Source organism: Bradyrhizobium sp. (assembly GCF_047605465.1).
In the GTDB taxonomy this organism is placed as follows: Bacteria; Pseudomonadota; Alphaproteobacteria; order Rhizobiales; family Xanthobacteraceae; genus Bradyrhizobium.
In genome coordinates, this window is sequence record NZ_JASGFS010000008.1 from 106,807 (window position 1) to 122,894 (window position 16,088).

Below are 16,088 nucleotides of genomic sequence, written 5' to 3' on the forward strand. Positions count from 1 at the left end.
TCTTCATTTCAGTGCGGCCCGCAGATCGAATGCGGGCGATTCCAGATCGGCGCGGGCCGGATGCCTGTTCGCCGCGAGCAGCCGGCGCAGCATCGCCATGTCCTTGGCGGCATTCACCGACAGAGCCCCGACCAGATCGGCGCCGCGCATCGCGATGACGGAAAAGCGGCCGGATGACGGCTCGCCCCGGACGATGTGGTCGCTGTCGAGCATGTCGCCCGCAACCTGGATGTTCAGATCGTACTGGTCAGTCCAGAACCACGGCGGATCGACATAGTCCTTTTGCTCGCCGAGCATGTTGCCGGCGACCGCGATGGCCTGGTTCTGCGCGTTGGCCCAGGTCTCGACGCGGATGTCGCGGCCGTGGCACCGGCTCCATTGCAGGGCGGCATCGCCGGCACAGAACACGTCCGGCGCCGCGGTGCGCCCGCAGGTATCGACGGCAATGCCTGCCGTGACAGGCAGGCCGAGCCGCTCCGCAACGGTTGCGACAGGTTCGACCCCGATGCCGATCAGGAGGAGGTCTGCGGGGATTTCCGCGCCGTTGCCGAGCCGCACGCCGCCTGGCGTGGCGTCGGTCACGGTCGTGCCGAAGATGAATTCGACGCCGTGGCTGCGATGCCTGGCGGCGACGATGTCGCTGACCAAGGAGGGCAGCGCGCGGGCGAGGAGGCGCGGCTCGCTCTCGATCACGGTGGTCCTGCACCCGTGCTTGGCGGCGGCGCAGGCGGCTTCCAGCCCGATCACGCCACCGCCGACGATGACGATGCGGGATCTGGCGCGGATGGATTTGCGGAAGCGGAGCGCATCTTCGACGTTCCGGAGATATTGCACCTGGGGTCCGCGGCCTTCGAGCCGCTCGAGGCGGCGAGGGCGCGTCCCGGTCGCGATCAGCAGACGGTCGAACGTAAAGACGCGGCCGTCGCCCGTCGTCACGGTGCGGCGGTCCGCGTCGCAATCGGTGACCGGTGAGTTCGTTTCGAGGCGGACGTTGAGCACATCGCTCCAGTCCTGCGCGCGCTTGATGTAAGTGATCGGCGTGTCGGCGGCCGCCAGCATGTCCTTCGAGAGCTGAGGCCGTTCATAAGGCGGATGAGACTCTTCGCCCAGAATGGTGATCGCGCCCTGGAAGCCGCGTGCCCGCAGTGCTTCGGCCGCGCGTCCGCCGGCCTGTCCGGCGCCTGCAATCACGATATGTGCGGATGCGTCCAGCAACGCGATCTTCACTCCCTGGATGCGGGCCTTGCGAGAACGCAAAGGCTGTCCGCAATTATTCTTCGATTGCTTCCATATTAAAAACAGTCCAACTTGCTTGTAAAGTGAATTGCAGGTGCCGTCCCGTTTCGCGCGGACAAGTCACGCTGCAGTGCATAACAGGTCAGAGGAAGCGAGCCTTGGTCGAGGCGATCGATACGCACACGCATTTCGTCCCGCGCAGCTTTCCTGCGGCAACCGGCCGCAATCCGCTTTGGCCTTCCGTCGAGTTGCGGGGCGGCGACGGCGCAGCAGCGGTGATGGTCGGCGGAAAAGTATTTCGGGTCATCGATTCCCGGAGCTGGGATGCGAACCGTCGCATCGACGACATGGCCGCTGACGACGTCGATGTGCACGTCGTCTCACCGATGCCCGAGCTGTTGTCACACTGGTTTCCTGCCGATGATGCCGACGACCTCGGTCGTCACATCAATGAGGGGATCGCAGCGCTCGGCACGGCCCAGCCCGGACGCTTCATCGGCATCGGCATGGTGCCGATGCAAGATGCCAGGCTGGCGGTGAAGCGGCTGGACGAGTTGAAATCGCTGGGCTTGCGCGGTTTCGAGATCGGTACGCACATCAACGGCGTTGCGCTCGGTGACGAGCGGCTGCACGAGGTCTACGCCGCGGCGGAGCAGGCGAACCTTGCGATCCTGGTTCATCCGCTGCATCCGGCCGGGCTCGATCGCATGGGAGGCCGCCCGGAACTCGCGGCCGTCGCGGCTTTCCCGCTCGAGACGGCGCTCGCGGCCGTGTCTCTGATGACGCACGGCGTGATGGAGCGCTTCCCGGACCTCCGCATCATGCTGAGCCATGGCGGCGGCGCATTGCCGTGGATATTGCCGCGACTGAAGCACGCGCGCGGCATCGGCGCGCCCTTGGACAGTCTTTTTGCGCGCGATCCGGCGGAAATCGTCAGGGCGTTCTATTTCGACACGATTCTCTACGATCAGCCGGCCCTCGAATTTTTGGCGAACAAGGTTGGCCGCGACCGGATCGTCGTCGGGTCCGACTACCCGTTCACGATCAAGCAGGACCGCCCGGGCGAATTCGCCGAACGGTCCCTGGCGATGCCGAGACGGGATCTCACGGCGAACGCCAGGCGCTGGCTTGGGCTCGAGGCGTGAGAGGCGAGATGACGAATTGCTATTCTTATCGCCAGTTCTGTTCGCTTGGTCCTTTGCCGCCACGGACACCGGCGCGCTCCGATGCGCAGGTCCCGAAGGACCGCAAGCTCGGTCGATGCGCACATGGTGCGATCGGCGCGTTTTATTTCTACGCTGATGGATCGGATGACGATCCAGCCTTCGGGTTCTGCGACATCGAGCTGTCGGTTCAGCAGATTGCCCCCAGCACGGTTCGGGTCGAGCTCTACTGCATTGCGGACGGCTACCAGAGCGCTCGCGGTGTCGGAACGCAGCATCCGCTGAAGATCGCCGTCATTGCGGGGGATCAGGTGCTCGGAATCGCAAGCTGGCATTTCGCGGACGTGATCTGCGGTCACGCGGATCCCATGCATTTCGCTGCCGACCTTCAGATCGACGAGGCCATGTTCGGGCTCATCGATCGAATCGAACTCCAGAAAACGGCCGGCCAATCGCAGCCCTGCGAATAGCAACGACGATGCGCCGGTTCTGCGGGAAGACGCCGCCGGATTTCGCACTGGCGCGTCAATTTCGATCGCTGCTGCGCGGCAACGCCGAGCGATGCGGGCCGCGACAAAAGAAACAGGTCATCCTGCTTGTAAGTAAAAATACCGTCTGTTAGCGTTCGCGCGCTGAAGGCCCGAACAAAAGCGCGGCCCGGCGACAGGGAAGAGAGACGCCGCCGGATGCCGTCCCGAAAAGGTGCGGTGAGGCTGCAACGGAGGAAGTCATGAAGACGGCGATGACGGCGCTGGTCGCGAGCGTGGCGCTGCTGACCGCGGGGACGGCTTGGTCGGCTGACAAGAAGTACGGACCGGGGGTGACCGACACCGAGATCAAGCTTGGTCAGACGGTGGCATATAGTGGTCCAGCCTCGGCTTTCGCCAGTTATGGGCGCACCATGATGGGCTACTTCGCGATGATCAATGAAGCCGGCGGCATCAACGGTCGAAAGGTCAATCTGATCTCCCTCGACAACGCATTCAGCCCGCCCAAGGCGATCGAGCAGACGCGAAAGCTGGTCGAGGGCGATGAGGTCCTGGCCGATGTCGGCACCGTCGGCACGACGCCCAACGTCGCGATCCAGAAGTATCTCAACGGCGCGAAGGTGCCTCACATCTTCATCTCCGCCGGTGGACGCCGCTTTGCCGACAAGAAGAACTTCCCCTGGAGCGTGCCCATGTATCCGGGCTTCGAGATGGAGGGGCGGACCTTCGGCGAGTACATCATGAAGCACAAGCCCGATGGGAAGATCGGAGTGCTTTATCAGAACGACGACTACGGCAAGGACTTCCTGACGGGCCTGAAGGCCGGCCTCGGCGACAAGAACAAGCCGGTCGCGGAGGTCTCCTACGAGATCACGGAGCCCACGATCGAGTCTCTGATCGTTCGCCTCAAGGACGCCGGCGCGGACGTCGTCCTTCATTTCTCGACACCGAAATTCACGGCGCAGGGGCTGCGGAAGATCAAGGAGATCGGCTGGGCGCCGCTGCAGTTCCTGGTGAGCCCGTCGAATTCCATCAAGGCCGTCATCGAACCGGCGGGGTTCGAGAATGCCCAGGGCGTGATCACGACGCAATTCACCAAGCAGGCGGGAGATCCAGCCTGGGAGAACGATCCCGAAGTGATCGAATACGTCGCGTTCATGAAGAAGTGGGCGCCGAACGACAACCCCGGCGATTTCATCGCCCTGTCGGGTTACGTGATCGCACAGGGCATCGTGCAGGCGATAAAGCAGTGCGGCGACGACCTGACGCGCGAGAATCTTCTGAAGCAGGCGACCAGCATGAAAGGCCAGCGCTTCAAGATGATGCTGCCCGGGATCGCGCTGAGCACGACGCCCGAGGATTACACGCCGTATGAATCCCTGCGCCTCGCGAAATTCGAGGGAAAGTCCTGGAAGTTGCTGGACGACACCGGAATGTCGGCGAGTGCCAAGTAGATCTGGGGTCGGCGGACGGGAAGGGGATCGCACCAGCCGATCGGTGCGTCCTCGACCCCGCTAGTTGACCTCGCAGCCGGTCATCTTGCGCGCGATCGTCACGAAGCGGTCGACCACCAGATTGTGCGGTTCCCGGCGCCAGACCAGTGAGAACGGGACGGTCAGTGCCGGCGGGGCGACGGGGCGGGCGGCAACGCCGCTCGGAACGAGCCCTGCCAGGGACATCGGAATGAAGCAGACCCCGGCTTCGGCGGCCACCAGCGTCAGCATGGCGGACACGCGCGTGAGCCGCGTGATGACACGTGGCCGGATGTCTGCCTGTGCGAACGCCCGCATGATGCGTTCGCTGAAGCGACTGCCTTCGTCCGGAAGGATGAGGTGCGCCTCCCGAAGCTGATCGATCCGCACTGTGGCCTGCTCGAGCAGGTGAGACGTCTCGGGAAAGCACACCTGGATGACCTCTTCGCCGATGGTCAGGTTGGAGATCCGCGGATTCGCCTGAAGGGTCGGCACGAAGACGCAGTCCAGCGTTCCCTTCAGCAAAGCCTTCTCCGAGCCGTTCGATGACTGCTCGAGCAGGACGGTATCGGTGTCGGGATAGCACTTGCGGAAGTGCTGGATGATTCTCGGCATCGGCGAACTGATCGCCATCTCCGAGTAGCCGATGCGGAGCGTCGGCCTGACGTTGCCGGCCGCATCGCGGGTCCGTTCAACCAGCGTCTCGACCCGATCGACGACGCCGAGTGCCTCGCTTCGCAGCATCTCTCCCGCTGCGGTGAGGCGAACACTGTGGCGATTGCGATCGACCAGATGAACGCCAAGCACGTCTTCCAGACGCTGGAGCTGCGTCGTCATCGATGACTGGGAAATATTGGCTTTCCTGGCAGCGCGGCTGAAATTCAGCTCGGCGGCAAGCTGCAGGAACAACTGGAGCTGGCGCAGTTCGATCGGCGACTTGAGCACCTACCAAACCTCTTATTGATCTAGCCGATAACCGTAACATCCAAGATTCGATCACGTCAACAAGAGCAGCTGTGCTATCGCGCAGCGAAGAGCGAATTGCTCATTGAAGACAAGGGCCTATTGGGAGGAACCATGGCTTGTTCTTTTCCTGCGTCGCCGGACGCAGTGAATGCCGCTTGGCTGACTGAAGTTTTGCAGAGCAGGAAAGTTCTGTCGAACGCCGAAGCGATCGCGAAGGTGGAGGTCTGTCCCGTCGGAGCGGGGTTCGGTCAGACCGGCGACTCCGTGCGCTTGAAGTTGGAGTATGCGAACCGTGATGCGGCGCACCATGCGCCGGCAAGCCTGTTCGCGAAATTCGCGACGACTGATGCGACGCGCCGGGCAGCGTCGAAGACCATCGGTCTCTATCAGCGCGAGATCAACTTCTACAACGTGCTCGTGAAGTCGGTTCGGGTGAGGGCGCCGATGTGCCATTTCGCCGACATTAGCACCGATGGAGAATTCTTCGCGCTGATCCTCGAGGATTTTCCCGATCATCGCGCCGGCGACGAAACGGTCGGGCTCAAGCTTCATGAGGCTGAGCTGGCCGTCGACCTGATGGCGCAGCTTCACGGCCCATATTGGGGGAAGATGAAGCAGGTCGATCTTGCTCCCCTGCAGATGCCGCCTCGGGCCAAATTCGAAGCTGCCTGGCAGGAGATGGAGAACCGCTTCGGCGATTACGTGCCCGACAGTGTCCGTCGTGCAAGAGAGGCCTATCTCGACGCCATCGGTCCCTTGCAGGAGTGGCTCTTCGCGCAGCCGGCGACCCTGGGCCACGGCGACCTGCGGCTCGATAATCTGCTGTTCGGGCCGGATGAACGTGACCCGATCGTCGCGGTCGACTGGCAGGCCGTGCGTCCCTCGAAGGGCATCCGCGACTTTTCGTATCTCGTGAGCCACAGCATGGATGTCGAGGCACGTCGAGCCCACGAGGCCGGTCTCATTCGTCGCTACACCGAGCAGATTTCGCAGTTCGGAATCCCATACTCCGTGGCCGAGGCGACGGAGGACTACCGGCGCGCCATGCTCTTCGATTTCTGCACGGTCATCTACATCGTGGGGATCAACATCAATACGCATGAAAGAGCGGTCCGGCGGAAGAATGCGCTGATGAAGCGCTCGATCACGGCGATGCTCGATTGGGATGTCTTCGAGCTGTTGCCGGAGTTTCGATGAGGCGTGGGCGAGGGCAACCCGCCGGGATGGACCAACAAGGCAACAGCGCAAGGATCGAGGGGCAATGACTACGATAACGACCGTCTGCACGACGGATGAGACGGGCCAGCTGTACAACAAGATCGCCTGGCGGATCATTCCGATCCTGATTCTGATCTTCTTCTTCGCCAATCTCGACCGCGCGAATGTCGGCTTCGCGGCGTTGCAGATGAAGCAGGAACTCGGGTTCAGCAACGCTGCCTACGGCTTTGGCGCCGGGATATTCTTCCTCGGCTATTTCATCTTCGAAATTCCCAGCAACATCGCCTTGGAGAAGGTCGGCGCACGGATCTGGTTCACGCGGATCGTGCTGACCTGGGGCATCGCCACTTCGGCGCTGGCTTTCGTCCATGACACGACGCTGTTCTACGTCTTGAGGTTCGTGATCGGAGCGGCGGAAGCGGGGGCCGCGCCGGGAGTCATGTTGTTTCTGTCGCAGTGGGTTCCGGACAGTCAGCGTGGGCGATTCAACGCGCTGTTCTGGGTCTCTGCGCCCATCGCGTTCGTCGTGTCCGGGCCGTTTTCGGGGTTGATTCTGACACAGCTGAACGGGACGTTCGGCTATTCCGGCTGGCGGTGGTTGTTCCTGGTCGAGGGACTGCTGACCATCGCGGTCGCTCCCCTGATCCTGCTTGGCCTGTCGAACAGGATTCAGGACGCCCCTTGGCTGACCGAGGGAGAGAAGAAGGCGGCGCAGGACGCCGTCTCGCACGTCGCGGAGGGCGCCAATGCGCATACGTACAAGGACGCGTTGCGCAAGCCGGAGACGCTGCTTTGTTGCGCCGCTTATTTCCTGCTCTTGATCGGCTATTACGGGATCGCCTTCTGGCTTCCCCAGATCATCAAGCAGTCGGGCATCTCCGACACCTGGACGATCGGCTGGGTGTCGTCGTTGCCGTGGCTGGCGGCCGGAATCGCGGTCCTTTTCGTCGGACCGTTCTCGGATTCGCCGGGCCGGAGAAAGACCGTCCGGATTGCATCGGTGTCGATCACGGCGATCGGCTTCTGGATGAGCGCGTATTTCAGCGCGAGCGTGGGTCTCGCGTTACTGGGGCTGACGCTGGCTGCTGTGGGCATTCTCGCGACATCGACGGTGTTCTGGGCGATCCTCGCGCGGATCTATGCAGGGAGCGCCGCGGCGATCGGATTTGCGACGATCAACTCGCTAGGAAACCTCGGCGGCTTCGTCAGTCCTTACATGCTCGGCATCGTGACAGACCTGACCGGTTCCACCGTGCTCGGAATGTACTTGATCACGACGTCCATCGTCCTGTCCGGCGTGGCGATGTCGTTCGCCTTCAGGAAGATGCCGTCGGCCTGATCTTCGGGGGGCGAGGGCTGACCGGTTTGCCGGACAAGCGACCATCGGGAGGAGGAGGGCCGGGCTCGCCGCAATCCGGAGATGGAAGTGACGGTAGGGGACGCGTTCACGCGGCATGCGGGCGCGTTTCTTGCCGAGCGGGACGCGAGAGTCGAAAGCTAGGGAAAGAGAACATGATTACTGCTCAAGATCTGGAATACCACCACACCGACAAGGATGATTACACCTGGGCCGAAACCTACTATCTGCCGGTCTCCATCCCGGAGGAGCGCATCTTCGGTCACGTCTATGTCTGTGTCCGGCCGGTTCTGGGCTGCATGCAGAACGATGTCCGCTTCATCGGCTCGGTGAGCGAAACGGAATTCGAAGCGCTCTATGTCGACACACGCTTCCACCTTCCTGCGCCTGCGCGCTTCTCGCACCTTCACGGCCCGAATGGACTGAGCGTCAAGGCGGTCAAGCCGCCTCGCGATTATCTCATCGAGTACAGCGGGCGGGACGGCGTCGAGCTCGAGATGAAGATCGTGGGGATCATGGATCCCTTCGACATCCACGATCCCCGGCAGAATCCGCTCGCGGGTGCCACCGAGGAGGAGCGGCTGGCGCGGACCTCGATGGGAAGCGGCTACAAGGGGCATTTCGACATGCACGGCCGCTTCACCGGCCGTCTCAGGCTCCGCGGCAAGGACTACAAGATCGACATCGTCGACCGGATGAATCACAGCTGGGGACCCCGTCCCGAGCTGGAAATTCCGCCGATGAATTCGCTGTGGGCGCAGTTCGGCGAGGAACTCGGCTTCCGCTTCCACATGCACCTCGATCCCGAGAAGGCCACCGGCGCGGACCAGCGGTTCGCCCACGGCTACTTGCTGGACAAGGGAGAAGTCATGGCGATCATGAACGTCGAGATGACGACCTCGAGGCTGGGCGTCACGCCGATCGTCATTGACGCGCTGGTGACCGACCAGCGCGGCCGCAAGCACCAGCTCCGTGGTGTGCCGCTGGCCGGCGCCCCCTGGCGGGCGTATGGCAATGCCATCTGCTGGTATGGGCTGATGCGATGGGAGCTTGACGGCCGCATTGGCCATGGTTCGGCGCAGGAGAACCATTCCCTCGCCGTGGAGGCACGGCTGCGGGGTCGCCGGTGGACCGACAGGATACCGGCCATCACCAGCTAAGGCCTGGTCGGGCGATGCTTGGCCGATCCCTGGTCAACGCCCGAAGGTCGTTACCCATCAGAAATTTCGCAATGGCCGCGGTCGAGCACGAGGATTTGGCGCTCGATCGCCCATGCGCGAAAGCGTATTCCTTCGGGGCGCCTGAACAGCTCGACGCGGATGGTGTCGCCCGGAAATGCCGGCGATACGAAGCGCACGGCCATCGTTCGCAGCCGGTGAGGCGCGTGCGGCAGGACGAGCTTGAGAATTGCGCGGCAGGCGATCCCGAGTGTGTTCAGGCCGTGGGCGATCGGACGGTCGAAGCCCGCACGGCGCGCGAGCTTGGGATCGGCGTGGATGGGCATGTAGTCGTGGCTGGCGAGCCGGTACAGAAGGGCCGCCTGTCCTGACGTGGCATAGTCGATCGACTGATCAGGGGAGTCCTGAGCAGGGAGTGCGGGCAACGGGCGCGGTGTATCGCCGAAATCGCCGCAGCCGCCGTCGTCCCTCAGGAAATTGGCAGCCCTCAGACTCGCCAGAGGTGTTCCGGTCGCTGCGTCCTCGATCTCCGTTTCGAAATACAGCACCGCGCCCCGGCCGGGACCTTTGTCGGCCACCGCTCTCACGCGATGGGAGGCCGTTATCGTTGCGCCAGGGGGCAGCGGGCGATGGAGCTCGAACCGTTGCTCGCCGTGAAGGACGCGGGGCCAACTGATCTCCATCGCCGGCTCGGCGATCCAGAGAGGTGGCCAGCCGAGGGTGACGCACATGCTCGGCACTGCCTGTTGTTCGCGGCCTTCGTAGACGTAGGGCAATTCCTCCTCGTCCGTCGGGTCCTTTCCCATTCCCAGGCTCAACGCGTAGAGCGCGGCCGCCCGCCAATCATAGGTTTGGCGGATCGGCGGGAAATGGCGCGCGATGACGTTCTCGAGATTCATCCTGTCGTCCTCTGGAAGGCTGGCGAAAGCCGGCGGGATTATTGGTGTATATGCGTACCGATTTGCATTCGTCGGATTGTGTTGTGCTGCGATGGATCGTCAATGCATTGCAAAAACAGCCGATAATGCGACAAAACATCGTTTGCGCGGAACGCCAAGATATAATAAAGAAGTGTACCAGTTTTGGGGCGACCCGCTAAAGCTGACGAATATAAAGACGGCGCCGGTCCGGTTCGACATGGTGCAAAGGGAGGCCAGATTGCGAGAGGAAGAGCGCGCGCCTTCGGCGCGGGCATTGTGCACGCGCGAAGGTGCAGCCCAGCGTCTCGGGGCTTCGCTTTGATCGCGCTTCTCATCGCCAACTCCCTGGCGCTTGCCTCTCTCCTGATCATGCTCGCGAGCGGGCTGGCATTGATCTATGGATTGCGCGACGTCATCAATTTCGGACACGGAGCGCTCTATATGTTGGGCGCTTACCTCGGCTACACCGTCGCCAAGGTGACTGGGTTCTGGCTGGCGCTGCTGATCGTTCCGATCCTGCTGGCGCTCGTCGGGATCGTCTTCGAATTCCTGGTGCTGCGTCCGCTGAAGAGCCGTTCGCACATCGAAGTGGCGCTGGTGACGCTCGGTCTCGGCATCATCCTTGGCCAGATCATCATCTTCATCTACGGCGGCGAAGCGCGGAGCATCGAGGCGCCGGCGATCCTGTCAGGATCGGTGACATTGCTGGGCCTGTCCTATCCCGTCTATCGCGTGTTCCTGATCCTGATGGGCCTGGGATCCTGCGTGTCGCTGGCGATCTGGCTGAGGTTCACGTCGTCGGGCCTGTTCGTCCGCGCCGTCAGCCAGGATCCGGGCGTTGCCCGCATGATGGGGATCAATTCGGACCAGCTGAGCCTTCTCGTCACCAGCCTCAGTGCGGCCTTTGCTGGAATCGCGGGCGTTCTGGCCGGTCCGTACCTGTCGATCGATCCGGGCATGGACGTCGTCATGATCGTCGATTGCCTCATCATCGTGGTGATCGGCGGCACCGGGAGCATCGCGGGAGCGATCATCGCCGCTCTGCTGTTCGGCTTCGTCCAGGTCGCGGGATCGGTGTTCCTGCCGAACGTGGCGGCGCTGGTTCCCTACGTGCTGCTGATGGTCGTGCTGCTGATCGCGCCCGGCGGGATCGGTCGGGGAAGGGTGTTGAGTTGACCAGCGGAGCCCCTGTTCAAAAGAATCTGCGTGAGGTCACGATGTCCGGACGCGCGAGTTCGTCCTTTCGTGTGCCGGCTGCGATCGTCGCAGGCGCGGTCCTGTTCGGCCTTGGCGGCGTGCTGCCGGGATATCTTGCGAGCGACTTCACGCTCAAGCTGGCCAACGAAGGCCTGCTTCTGGGCTTGCTCGCATTGAGCGTCGCCTTCCTGATGAGCGAAGCCGGTCTCGTCGCGCTCGGTGCTGCCAGCGTCTACGGCGGCAGCGGGTATCTGTTCGCGATCGCGATGAGCGAATGGGGCCTGAGCCCGGGCGCTGCGATCGTGTTCGCCTTTCTGGCGGTCATTGCATATGCGAGCGTGCTGGGCGCGCTGATCGTGCGCACCAATCCACTCGCCTTCATGATGCTGACGCTGGCTGCCGGCGAAATGATCAGCCATGTCGTGATGCTGGAAGCCGTGCACGACTACACCGGCGGCGCCGACGGCCTGGTCGTCAGCTTCAAGGGGACCATCCTGGGCATGCAGGCGGCCGACTTCGCCAGTCCGCAGCATTTCTGGCCGATCGGCTGGACCGCGGTCTGGTTGATCGGCGTGACGCTCTGGAGCGTCTCGCGGTCGAGGCTCGGCGCGACGCTGCGCGCGGTCCGCCAGAACGAGGAGCGCATGCGCTTCTCCGGGTTCGACACCTATGTCCCGAGAGTCGTCGCCTACGTCCTCGTCAACGCCGTTGCCGCCGTGTCCGGCCTGCTGCACGTCCTGAACACCGGCTTCGTATCGCCGGAAAGCCTTGGCCTGGGGGTGAGCACGAATGCCCTGGTCGCGGCCCTCATGGGCGGAACCGCCGGATCGATCGGTCCCCTGGCCGGCGGCTTGATCTTCGCGTTCGCGCAGGACGAGTTCGGAGCGCGGGGCGCGACGCAATTGCTGACCGGCGTGGCGATCGTGCTCTTCATCGTGGTGTTTCCGCGTGGAGTGGTGGGCGGTCTCGTAGCGGCCGTACGACGTGCCGTGCCGGCTTTCGATCGTCCGCGAGGGAAGTCCTGAACATGCTCAAGATCGAGGGGCTGTCGGTCAATTATGGTTCGCTTCGGGCGCTTGCGGACGTCGATCTCGACGTGCACGACCAGGGCGTCCTGCACGGCATCATCGGCCCGAACGGGGCGGGCAAGTCCACCTTGCTCGACGCGGTCTGCGGCCGCCGCCGTCCCACCGCCGGCTCGGTTCGCTACCGGGGAGAGGACATCACAAAGCGGTCAGTGGCCTGGCGTCGCCGCAATGGCATGTCGCGCTCGTTCCAGCGCACGAGCATCTTTCCCGACCTGACCGTCCGAGAGCAGCTCGAACTGGTCGCAGCCCATCTCGTCGACGATCGCCTGGACGACATCATCCGCCTCATGGATCTGGTGTCCTATCTCGATCAGCAGGCAGGGCGGATCGCATACGGGGTGCAGCGCAGGGTCGACGTTGCCCTCGCGCTGCTCGGCCGGCCGAACATTCTTCTCATGGACGAGCCGGGTGCCGGCTTGTCGGCGGTCGAGACCCTGCGGCTGTTCGAGCATCTTCGCGAGCTCGTCAGCGAGCAGAAGATCGTCGCCGTGGTCGTCGAGCACGATGTCGAGGCCGTGTTCGCCTGCTGCGGCATGGTGACGGTGCTCGATCTCGGGCGCCATTTGGCAACCGGCACGCCCGCCGAGATTCGCAAGGATAGCCGCGTGATCGCTGCGTATCTGGGGAGCGCGGCATGAGCCTGCTCCGGATCGAAGCATTGTTTGCCGGCTACGGTGCATCGACGGTGCTGCACGGTGCCGATCTGACGATTGAATCCGGAGAGTCCGTCGCAGTCGTCGGCCGTAACGGCGCCGGAAAATCCACCCTGCTGCTCTCCCTGTTTCGGGAAACCAACGTCACCGGCGGCGCGATCTGGGTCGGCGACACCCGGATCGAGCGGATGCCGGGATATGCAGCGGCCAAGCTGGGCATCTCGATCGCACCCCAGGGACGCCGGCTGCTACCAAACCTGACCGTCAGGGAAAACCTGCTGCTCGGCAAGGCGACCGGACGGCCCGGTCCGTGGGACCTGCGCAGCGTCTTCAAGCTCTTTCCGGTTTTGGAGGAGCGCGCCGGCCAGATGGGAACGATGCTCAGCGGCGGTCAGCAGCAGATGCTGGCGATCGGCCGCGCATTGATGGCCAATCCGAACCTGCTTCTCCTCGACGAGCCTTCCGAAGGACTTTCGCCGGTGCTCGTCGACGGCTTGGTCGACACCTTGATCGACATTCGCAAAGCCGGGACAGGCGTTCTTGTCGTCGAGCAGCATTTGAGCCTCGTCAAACGGGCAACCGAGCGCTTCGTGATCCTCTCCAAGGGAGAGGTTGTCGGGGCGGGTCCGATCGAACTGATCGGCGCCGCTGAAAACCAGGCGCTCATGGCCTTGTAAGGCGAGCAATCAATCATCAGAGGAGGGGAAAACATGAGAAGTTTCGGTCAATCTGTCCTGCGTTCGGTCCGGCTGGCGACGTTCGGCGCCACCTTGGGTCTCGTCGCCGGGGCGGCATCGGCGCAGGAGTCCGTCAAGGTGGGCGTCCTGCTCATCGACAGTGGTCCTCTGGCAGGCCTGAAGGAAAGCCAGACCAACGCCGTCAATCTCGCGATCGAGCATGTAAATGCCGCGGGCGGCGTGATGGGCAAGAAGCTCGAGGCTGACTTCATCACCTATCCCGGCACGCCGGATACGGCCGTCGACGGCGCGACGAGGGCGATCCAGAAGAACGGCGCCATCTTCATCACCGGCATGGACACCTCGGCCGTCTCGCCGGCGCTCGCCGCCAAGCTGCCGGCGCTGAAGGCGCTGATGCTGGAAGTGTACGCCCAGGCGGACGGTCTTACGGGGAAGGGTTGTTCGACCAACCTGTTCCGCGTCAATGTCAGCGACTCCATCATCATGGGCGCGGTCAAGGACTTCCTGAAGACACAGGGCGTCAAGAAGTGGGACATTCTCGCGCTTGACTATGCGGCCGGACGCGACGCCGCGGACAAGTTCAAGACGCTGGTCGCCGGCCTCGGCGGTTCGGTCGGGAAAGTCCTGTTCACGCCGTCCGGAACGGCCGACTTCGGCGCGAAGATCTCCGAACTGGGCAATGATCCGGCGGAGGGGCTCTTCGTCACGATCTTCGGAAGCGATGCGATCAACCTTGCGAAGCAGCAGCAACAGTTCGGCCTGTTCAAGAAATACAAGATGGTGCTCGGCAACTCGTTCGTCATTCCCCAGGTGCTTCCGGCGATGGGGGAAACCGTAACGGGCGTCTACCAGCCGCTCGGCTTCGTGCCGGGCTTCCCGGGCGCGAAGGCGGAAGCGTTCGTCAAGGCCTGGAAGGAGAAGTACAACGGCCAGTTGCCTCCCTACACCGCAGCCGACCAATACGCCGCGATCGAGTTGATGGCTGCCGCCCTCAACAAGGCGAAGTCAACCGACGTCAACACCTTGCGATCCACGCTCGAAGGGCTGAAGGCCACGACTGTCCTGGGTGATGTCGAAATTCGGGCAGGGGACCATCAAACCATACGTCCGATGGCCATCAATCAGATCGTCGCCGGCTCTGATGGCAAGCCCACTTACGAGATCAAGAAGATCGAGGCGGGCGCCGACATCATTCCGGCGGTCGATCCCGCCTGCAAGATGTAACCGACGACGGAAAGCCCGCGGTGTGCAGCCGCGGGCTTTCCGCAATGGTTTCAAGTCTGGAGGGAGATCTTTCCAAACTGGGAGCCGGCCGCAAGGCGATCGCAGGCCGAGCGGATGTCGGCCATGCTGAAGGTCTCATCGGTGACGGGCTTGATCAGCCTGCGGTTGAAGACGTCGAGCAACTGACGAAATTCGCCGACACTGCCGCCCGTCGAGCCGTACACCTCGAGCTGCCGGATGAAGAGGCGCTGCAGGTCCGCCGACGGGTTTGAGCCGCTCGTCGCCCCGCAGGTGACGATCCTGCCGCCCCTGCGAAGGGATTTGAGAGACTCACTCCAGCTCGACTGTCCGACGGAGTCGATCACCATGTCGACGCCGCCGCCGCTGAGTTCCAGAATGGAGCTGGAAACCGGATCCCTGGTATAGTTGACCCCGCCTGAGGCACCCAGGGAGATCGCGCGCGCAATTTTCGCGTCGCTCGACGACGTCACGTAGACGCGAGCCCCCACGAGAAGGGCGAGTTGAAGACAGGCGACCGCGACGCCTCCGCCGATGCCGACAATGAGAACGCTTTCGCCCGGCTGAAGTGCGCGCTTGCCGAAGATCATCCGCCACGCTGTCAGATGCCCGACCATCAGAGACCCGGCTGAGATCAGGTCGGCTTCGTCCGGAAGTTCAAAAAAGCATCTGTTGGGCATGGCGACGTATTCGGCGAAGCCGCCGTGGCGATGCTCTCCCATCAATCGGGCGCTGACGCAGAGCGGCTGGTCGCCGGCCTCGCAATAGCGGCATTTGCCGCAGAATGCGACGGAGTAGAGGATGGCCTTCGCGCCCTTGCGCAAGCCGCTGCCGGGCTCGGTCTCGACGATTTCGCCAGCCGCCTCGACGCCCAAGACCTGCGGGAGCGTATGGGTGATGCCGGCGCCGTTGTCGCGCATGTAGAGATCGACGCGATTGAGCGACGACGCGGCGACCTTCAGGATCGACTCGCCCGGCCTCGGAACGGGGTCGGGAAACTCGCGCCAGCTCAGGCCGTCTGCCCCGCGTCGCTCCAGAACTGCTGCCTTCATTCGCGTCTTCCCCGTTCGGCCTTCGAAATCTCTTTCGCATTAGGATGCTAGTGTACCAGAAATGAAAGCAGGAAAGTGACGGGCTCGCCATAACAACTATCGCTGCGCGGAATAATCGCACTTGCGAGCCGGAGAAAAAATAGTAAACTAGCACATCAAA

15 protein-coding genes are annotated in these 16,088 nt (G+C 63.1%); 11 read left to right on the top strand and 4 right to left on the bottom strand.

Going from position 1 to position 16,088, the window contains the following annotated elements:
• Positions 1-3: 3 nt before the first annotated feature.
• Entirely contained in the window at positions 4-1,215 is a 1,212-nt protein-coding gene (locus QM712_RS10460) for an NAD(P)/FAD-dependent oxidoreductase (RefSeq protein WP_415023013.1), read from the bottom strand.
• On the opposite strand from QM712_RS10460, the gene QM712_RS10465 reads away from it, so the two are divergent.
• The 3 genes from QM712_RS10465 to QM712_RS10475 all read left to right on the top strand — a co-directional run bounded on the left by QM712_RS10465 (position 1,203) and on the right by QM712_RS10475 (position 4,341).
• On the top strand, positions 1,203-2,381 hold the full coding sequence (locus tag QM712_RS10465) for an amidohydrolase family protein (protein ID WP_415023068.1): 1,179 nt from the start codon (positions 1,203-1,205) through the stop codon (positions 2,379-2,381). The genes QM712_RS10460 and QM712_RS10465 overlap by 13 nt on opposite strands.
• 8 nt (positions 2,382-2,389) lie before the next feature.
• Positions 2,390-2,869: a hypothetical protein gene (locus QM712_RS10470; protein WP_415023014.1), complete on the top strand. Its 480-nt coding sequence runs from the start codon at positions 2,390-2,392 to the stop codon at positions 2,867-2,869.
• Positions 2,870-3,129: 260 nt separating this feature from the next.
• The gene (locus QM712_RS10475; RefSeq protein ID WP_415023015.1) at positions 3,130-4,341 is read left to right on the top strand and encodes an ABC transporter substrate-binding protein; all 1,212 of its coding nucleotides are present in this window, start codon (positions 3,130-3,132) and stop codon (positions 4,339-4,341) included.
• Positions 4,342-4,401: 60 nt separating this feature from the next.
• On the opposite strand, the gene QM712_RS10480 is transcribed toward QM712_RS10475, so the two are convergent.
• The gene (locus tag QM712_RS10480) at positions 4,402-5,304 is read right to left on the bottom strand and encodes a LysR family transcriptional regulator (protein WP_415023016.1); all 903 of its coding nucleotides are present in this window, start codon (positions 5,302-5,304) and stop codon (positions 4,402-4,404) included.
• A 96-nt stretch (positions 5,305-5,400) separates the two neighbouring features.
• Between QM712_RS10480 and QM712_RS10485 the strand changes: the two genes are divergently transcribed.
• From QM712_RS10485 to QM712_RS10495, 3 genes are all read left to right on the top strand, one after another.
• Positions 5,401-6,522, top strand: coding sequence for a phosphotransferase (locus QM712_RS10485; protein ID WP_415023017.1), 1,122 nt, complete (start codon positions 5,401-5,403; stop codon positions 6,520-6,522).
• 64 nt (positions 6,523-6,586) lie between these two features.
• The gene (locus tag QM712_RS10490; RefSeq protein ID WP_415023018.1) at positions 6,587-7,882 is read left to right on the top strand and encodes an MFS transporter; all 1,296 of its coding nucleotides are present in this window, start codon (positions 6,587-6,589) and stop codon (positions 7,880-7,882) included.
• 173 nt (positions 7,883-8,055) lie between these two features.
• Positions 8,056-9,060: a hypothetical protein gene (locus tag QM712_RS10495; protein WP_415023019.1), complete on the top strand. Its 1,005-nt coding sequence runs from the start codon at positions 8,056-8,058 to the stop codon at positions 9,058-9,060.
• Between the two features lie 50 nt (positions 9,061-9,110).
• On the opposite strand, the gene QM712_RS10500 is transcribed toward QM712_RS10495, so the two are convergent.
• On the bottom strand, positions 9,111-9,977 hold the full coding sequence (locus QM712_RS10500; protein WP_415023020.1) for a MaoC/PaaZ C-terminal domain-containing protein: 867 nt from the start codon (positions 9,975-9,977) through the stop codon (positions 9,111-9,113).
• 339 nt (positions 9,978-10,316) lie between these two features.
• Here QM712_RS10500 and QM712_RS10505 point away from each other — a divergent pair, with 339 nt between their 5' ends.
• The 5 genes from QM712_RS10505 to QM712_RS10525 are packed head-to-tail and all read left to right on the top strand — an operon-like array spanning position 10,317 to position 14,858.
• Positions 10,317-11,174, top strand: coding sequence for a branched-chain amino acid ABC transporter permease (locus QM712_RS10505; RefSeq protein ID WP_415023021.1), 858 nt, complete (start codon positions 10,317-10,319; stop codon positions 11,172-11,174).
• Positions 11,175-11,215: 41 nt separating this feature from the next.
• Positions 11,216-12,220 carry a branched-chain amino acid ABC transporter permease gene (locus tag QM712_RS10510; RefSeq protein ID WP_415023022.1) on the top strand — a complete coding sequence of 335 codons (1,005 nt, stop codon included), beginning with the start codon at positions 11,216-11,218 and terminating at the stop codon, positions 12,218-12,220.
• Between the two features lie 2 nt (positions 12,221-12,222).
• Positions 12,223-12,921 (top strand): ABC transporter ATP-binding protein, encoded by a 699-nt coding sequence (locus QM712_RS10515; protein ID WP_415023023.1) that lies wholly within the window; start codon positions 12,223-12,225, stop codon positions 12,919-12,921.
• The gene (locus tag QM712_RS10520; protein ID WP_415023024.1) at positions 12,918-13,613 is read left to right on the top strand and encodes an ABC transporter ATP-binding protein; all 696 of its coding nucleotides are present in this window, start codon (positions 12,918-12,920) and stop codon (positions 13,611-13,613) included. The genes QM712_RS10515 and QM712_RS10520 overlap by 4 nt, the downstream gene beginning before the upstream one ends.
• A 33-nt stretch (positions 13,614-13,646) precedes the next feature.
• A complete protein-coding gene (locus QM712_RS10525) occupies positions 13,647-14,858 on the top strand; it encodes an ABC transporter substrate-binding protein (RefSeq protein ID WP_415023025.1) in 1,212 nt (403 codons plus the stop codon).
• A gap of 50 nt (positions 14,859-14,908) precedes the next feature.
• Here the strand turns inward: QM712_RS10525 and QM712_RS10530 are convergent, their stop codons facing one another.
• Positions 14,909-15,928, bottom strand: coding sequence for a zinc-binding dehydrogenase (locus tag QM712_RS10530; protein ID WP_415023026.1), 1,020 nt, complete (start codon positions 15,926-15,928; stop codon positions 14,909-14,911).
• Positions 15,929-16,088: the final 160 nt, after the last annotated feature.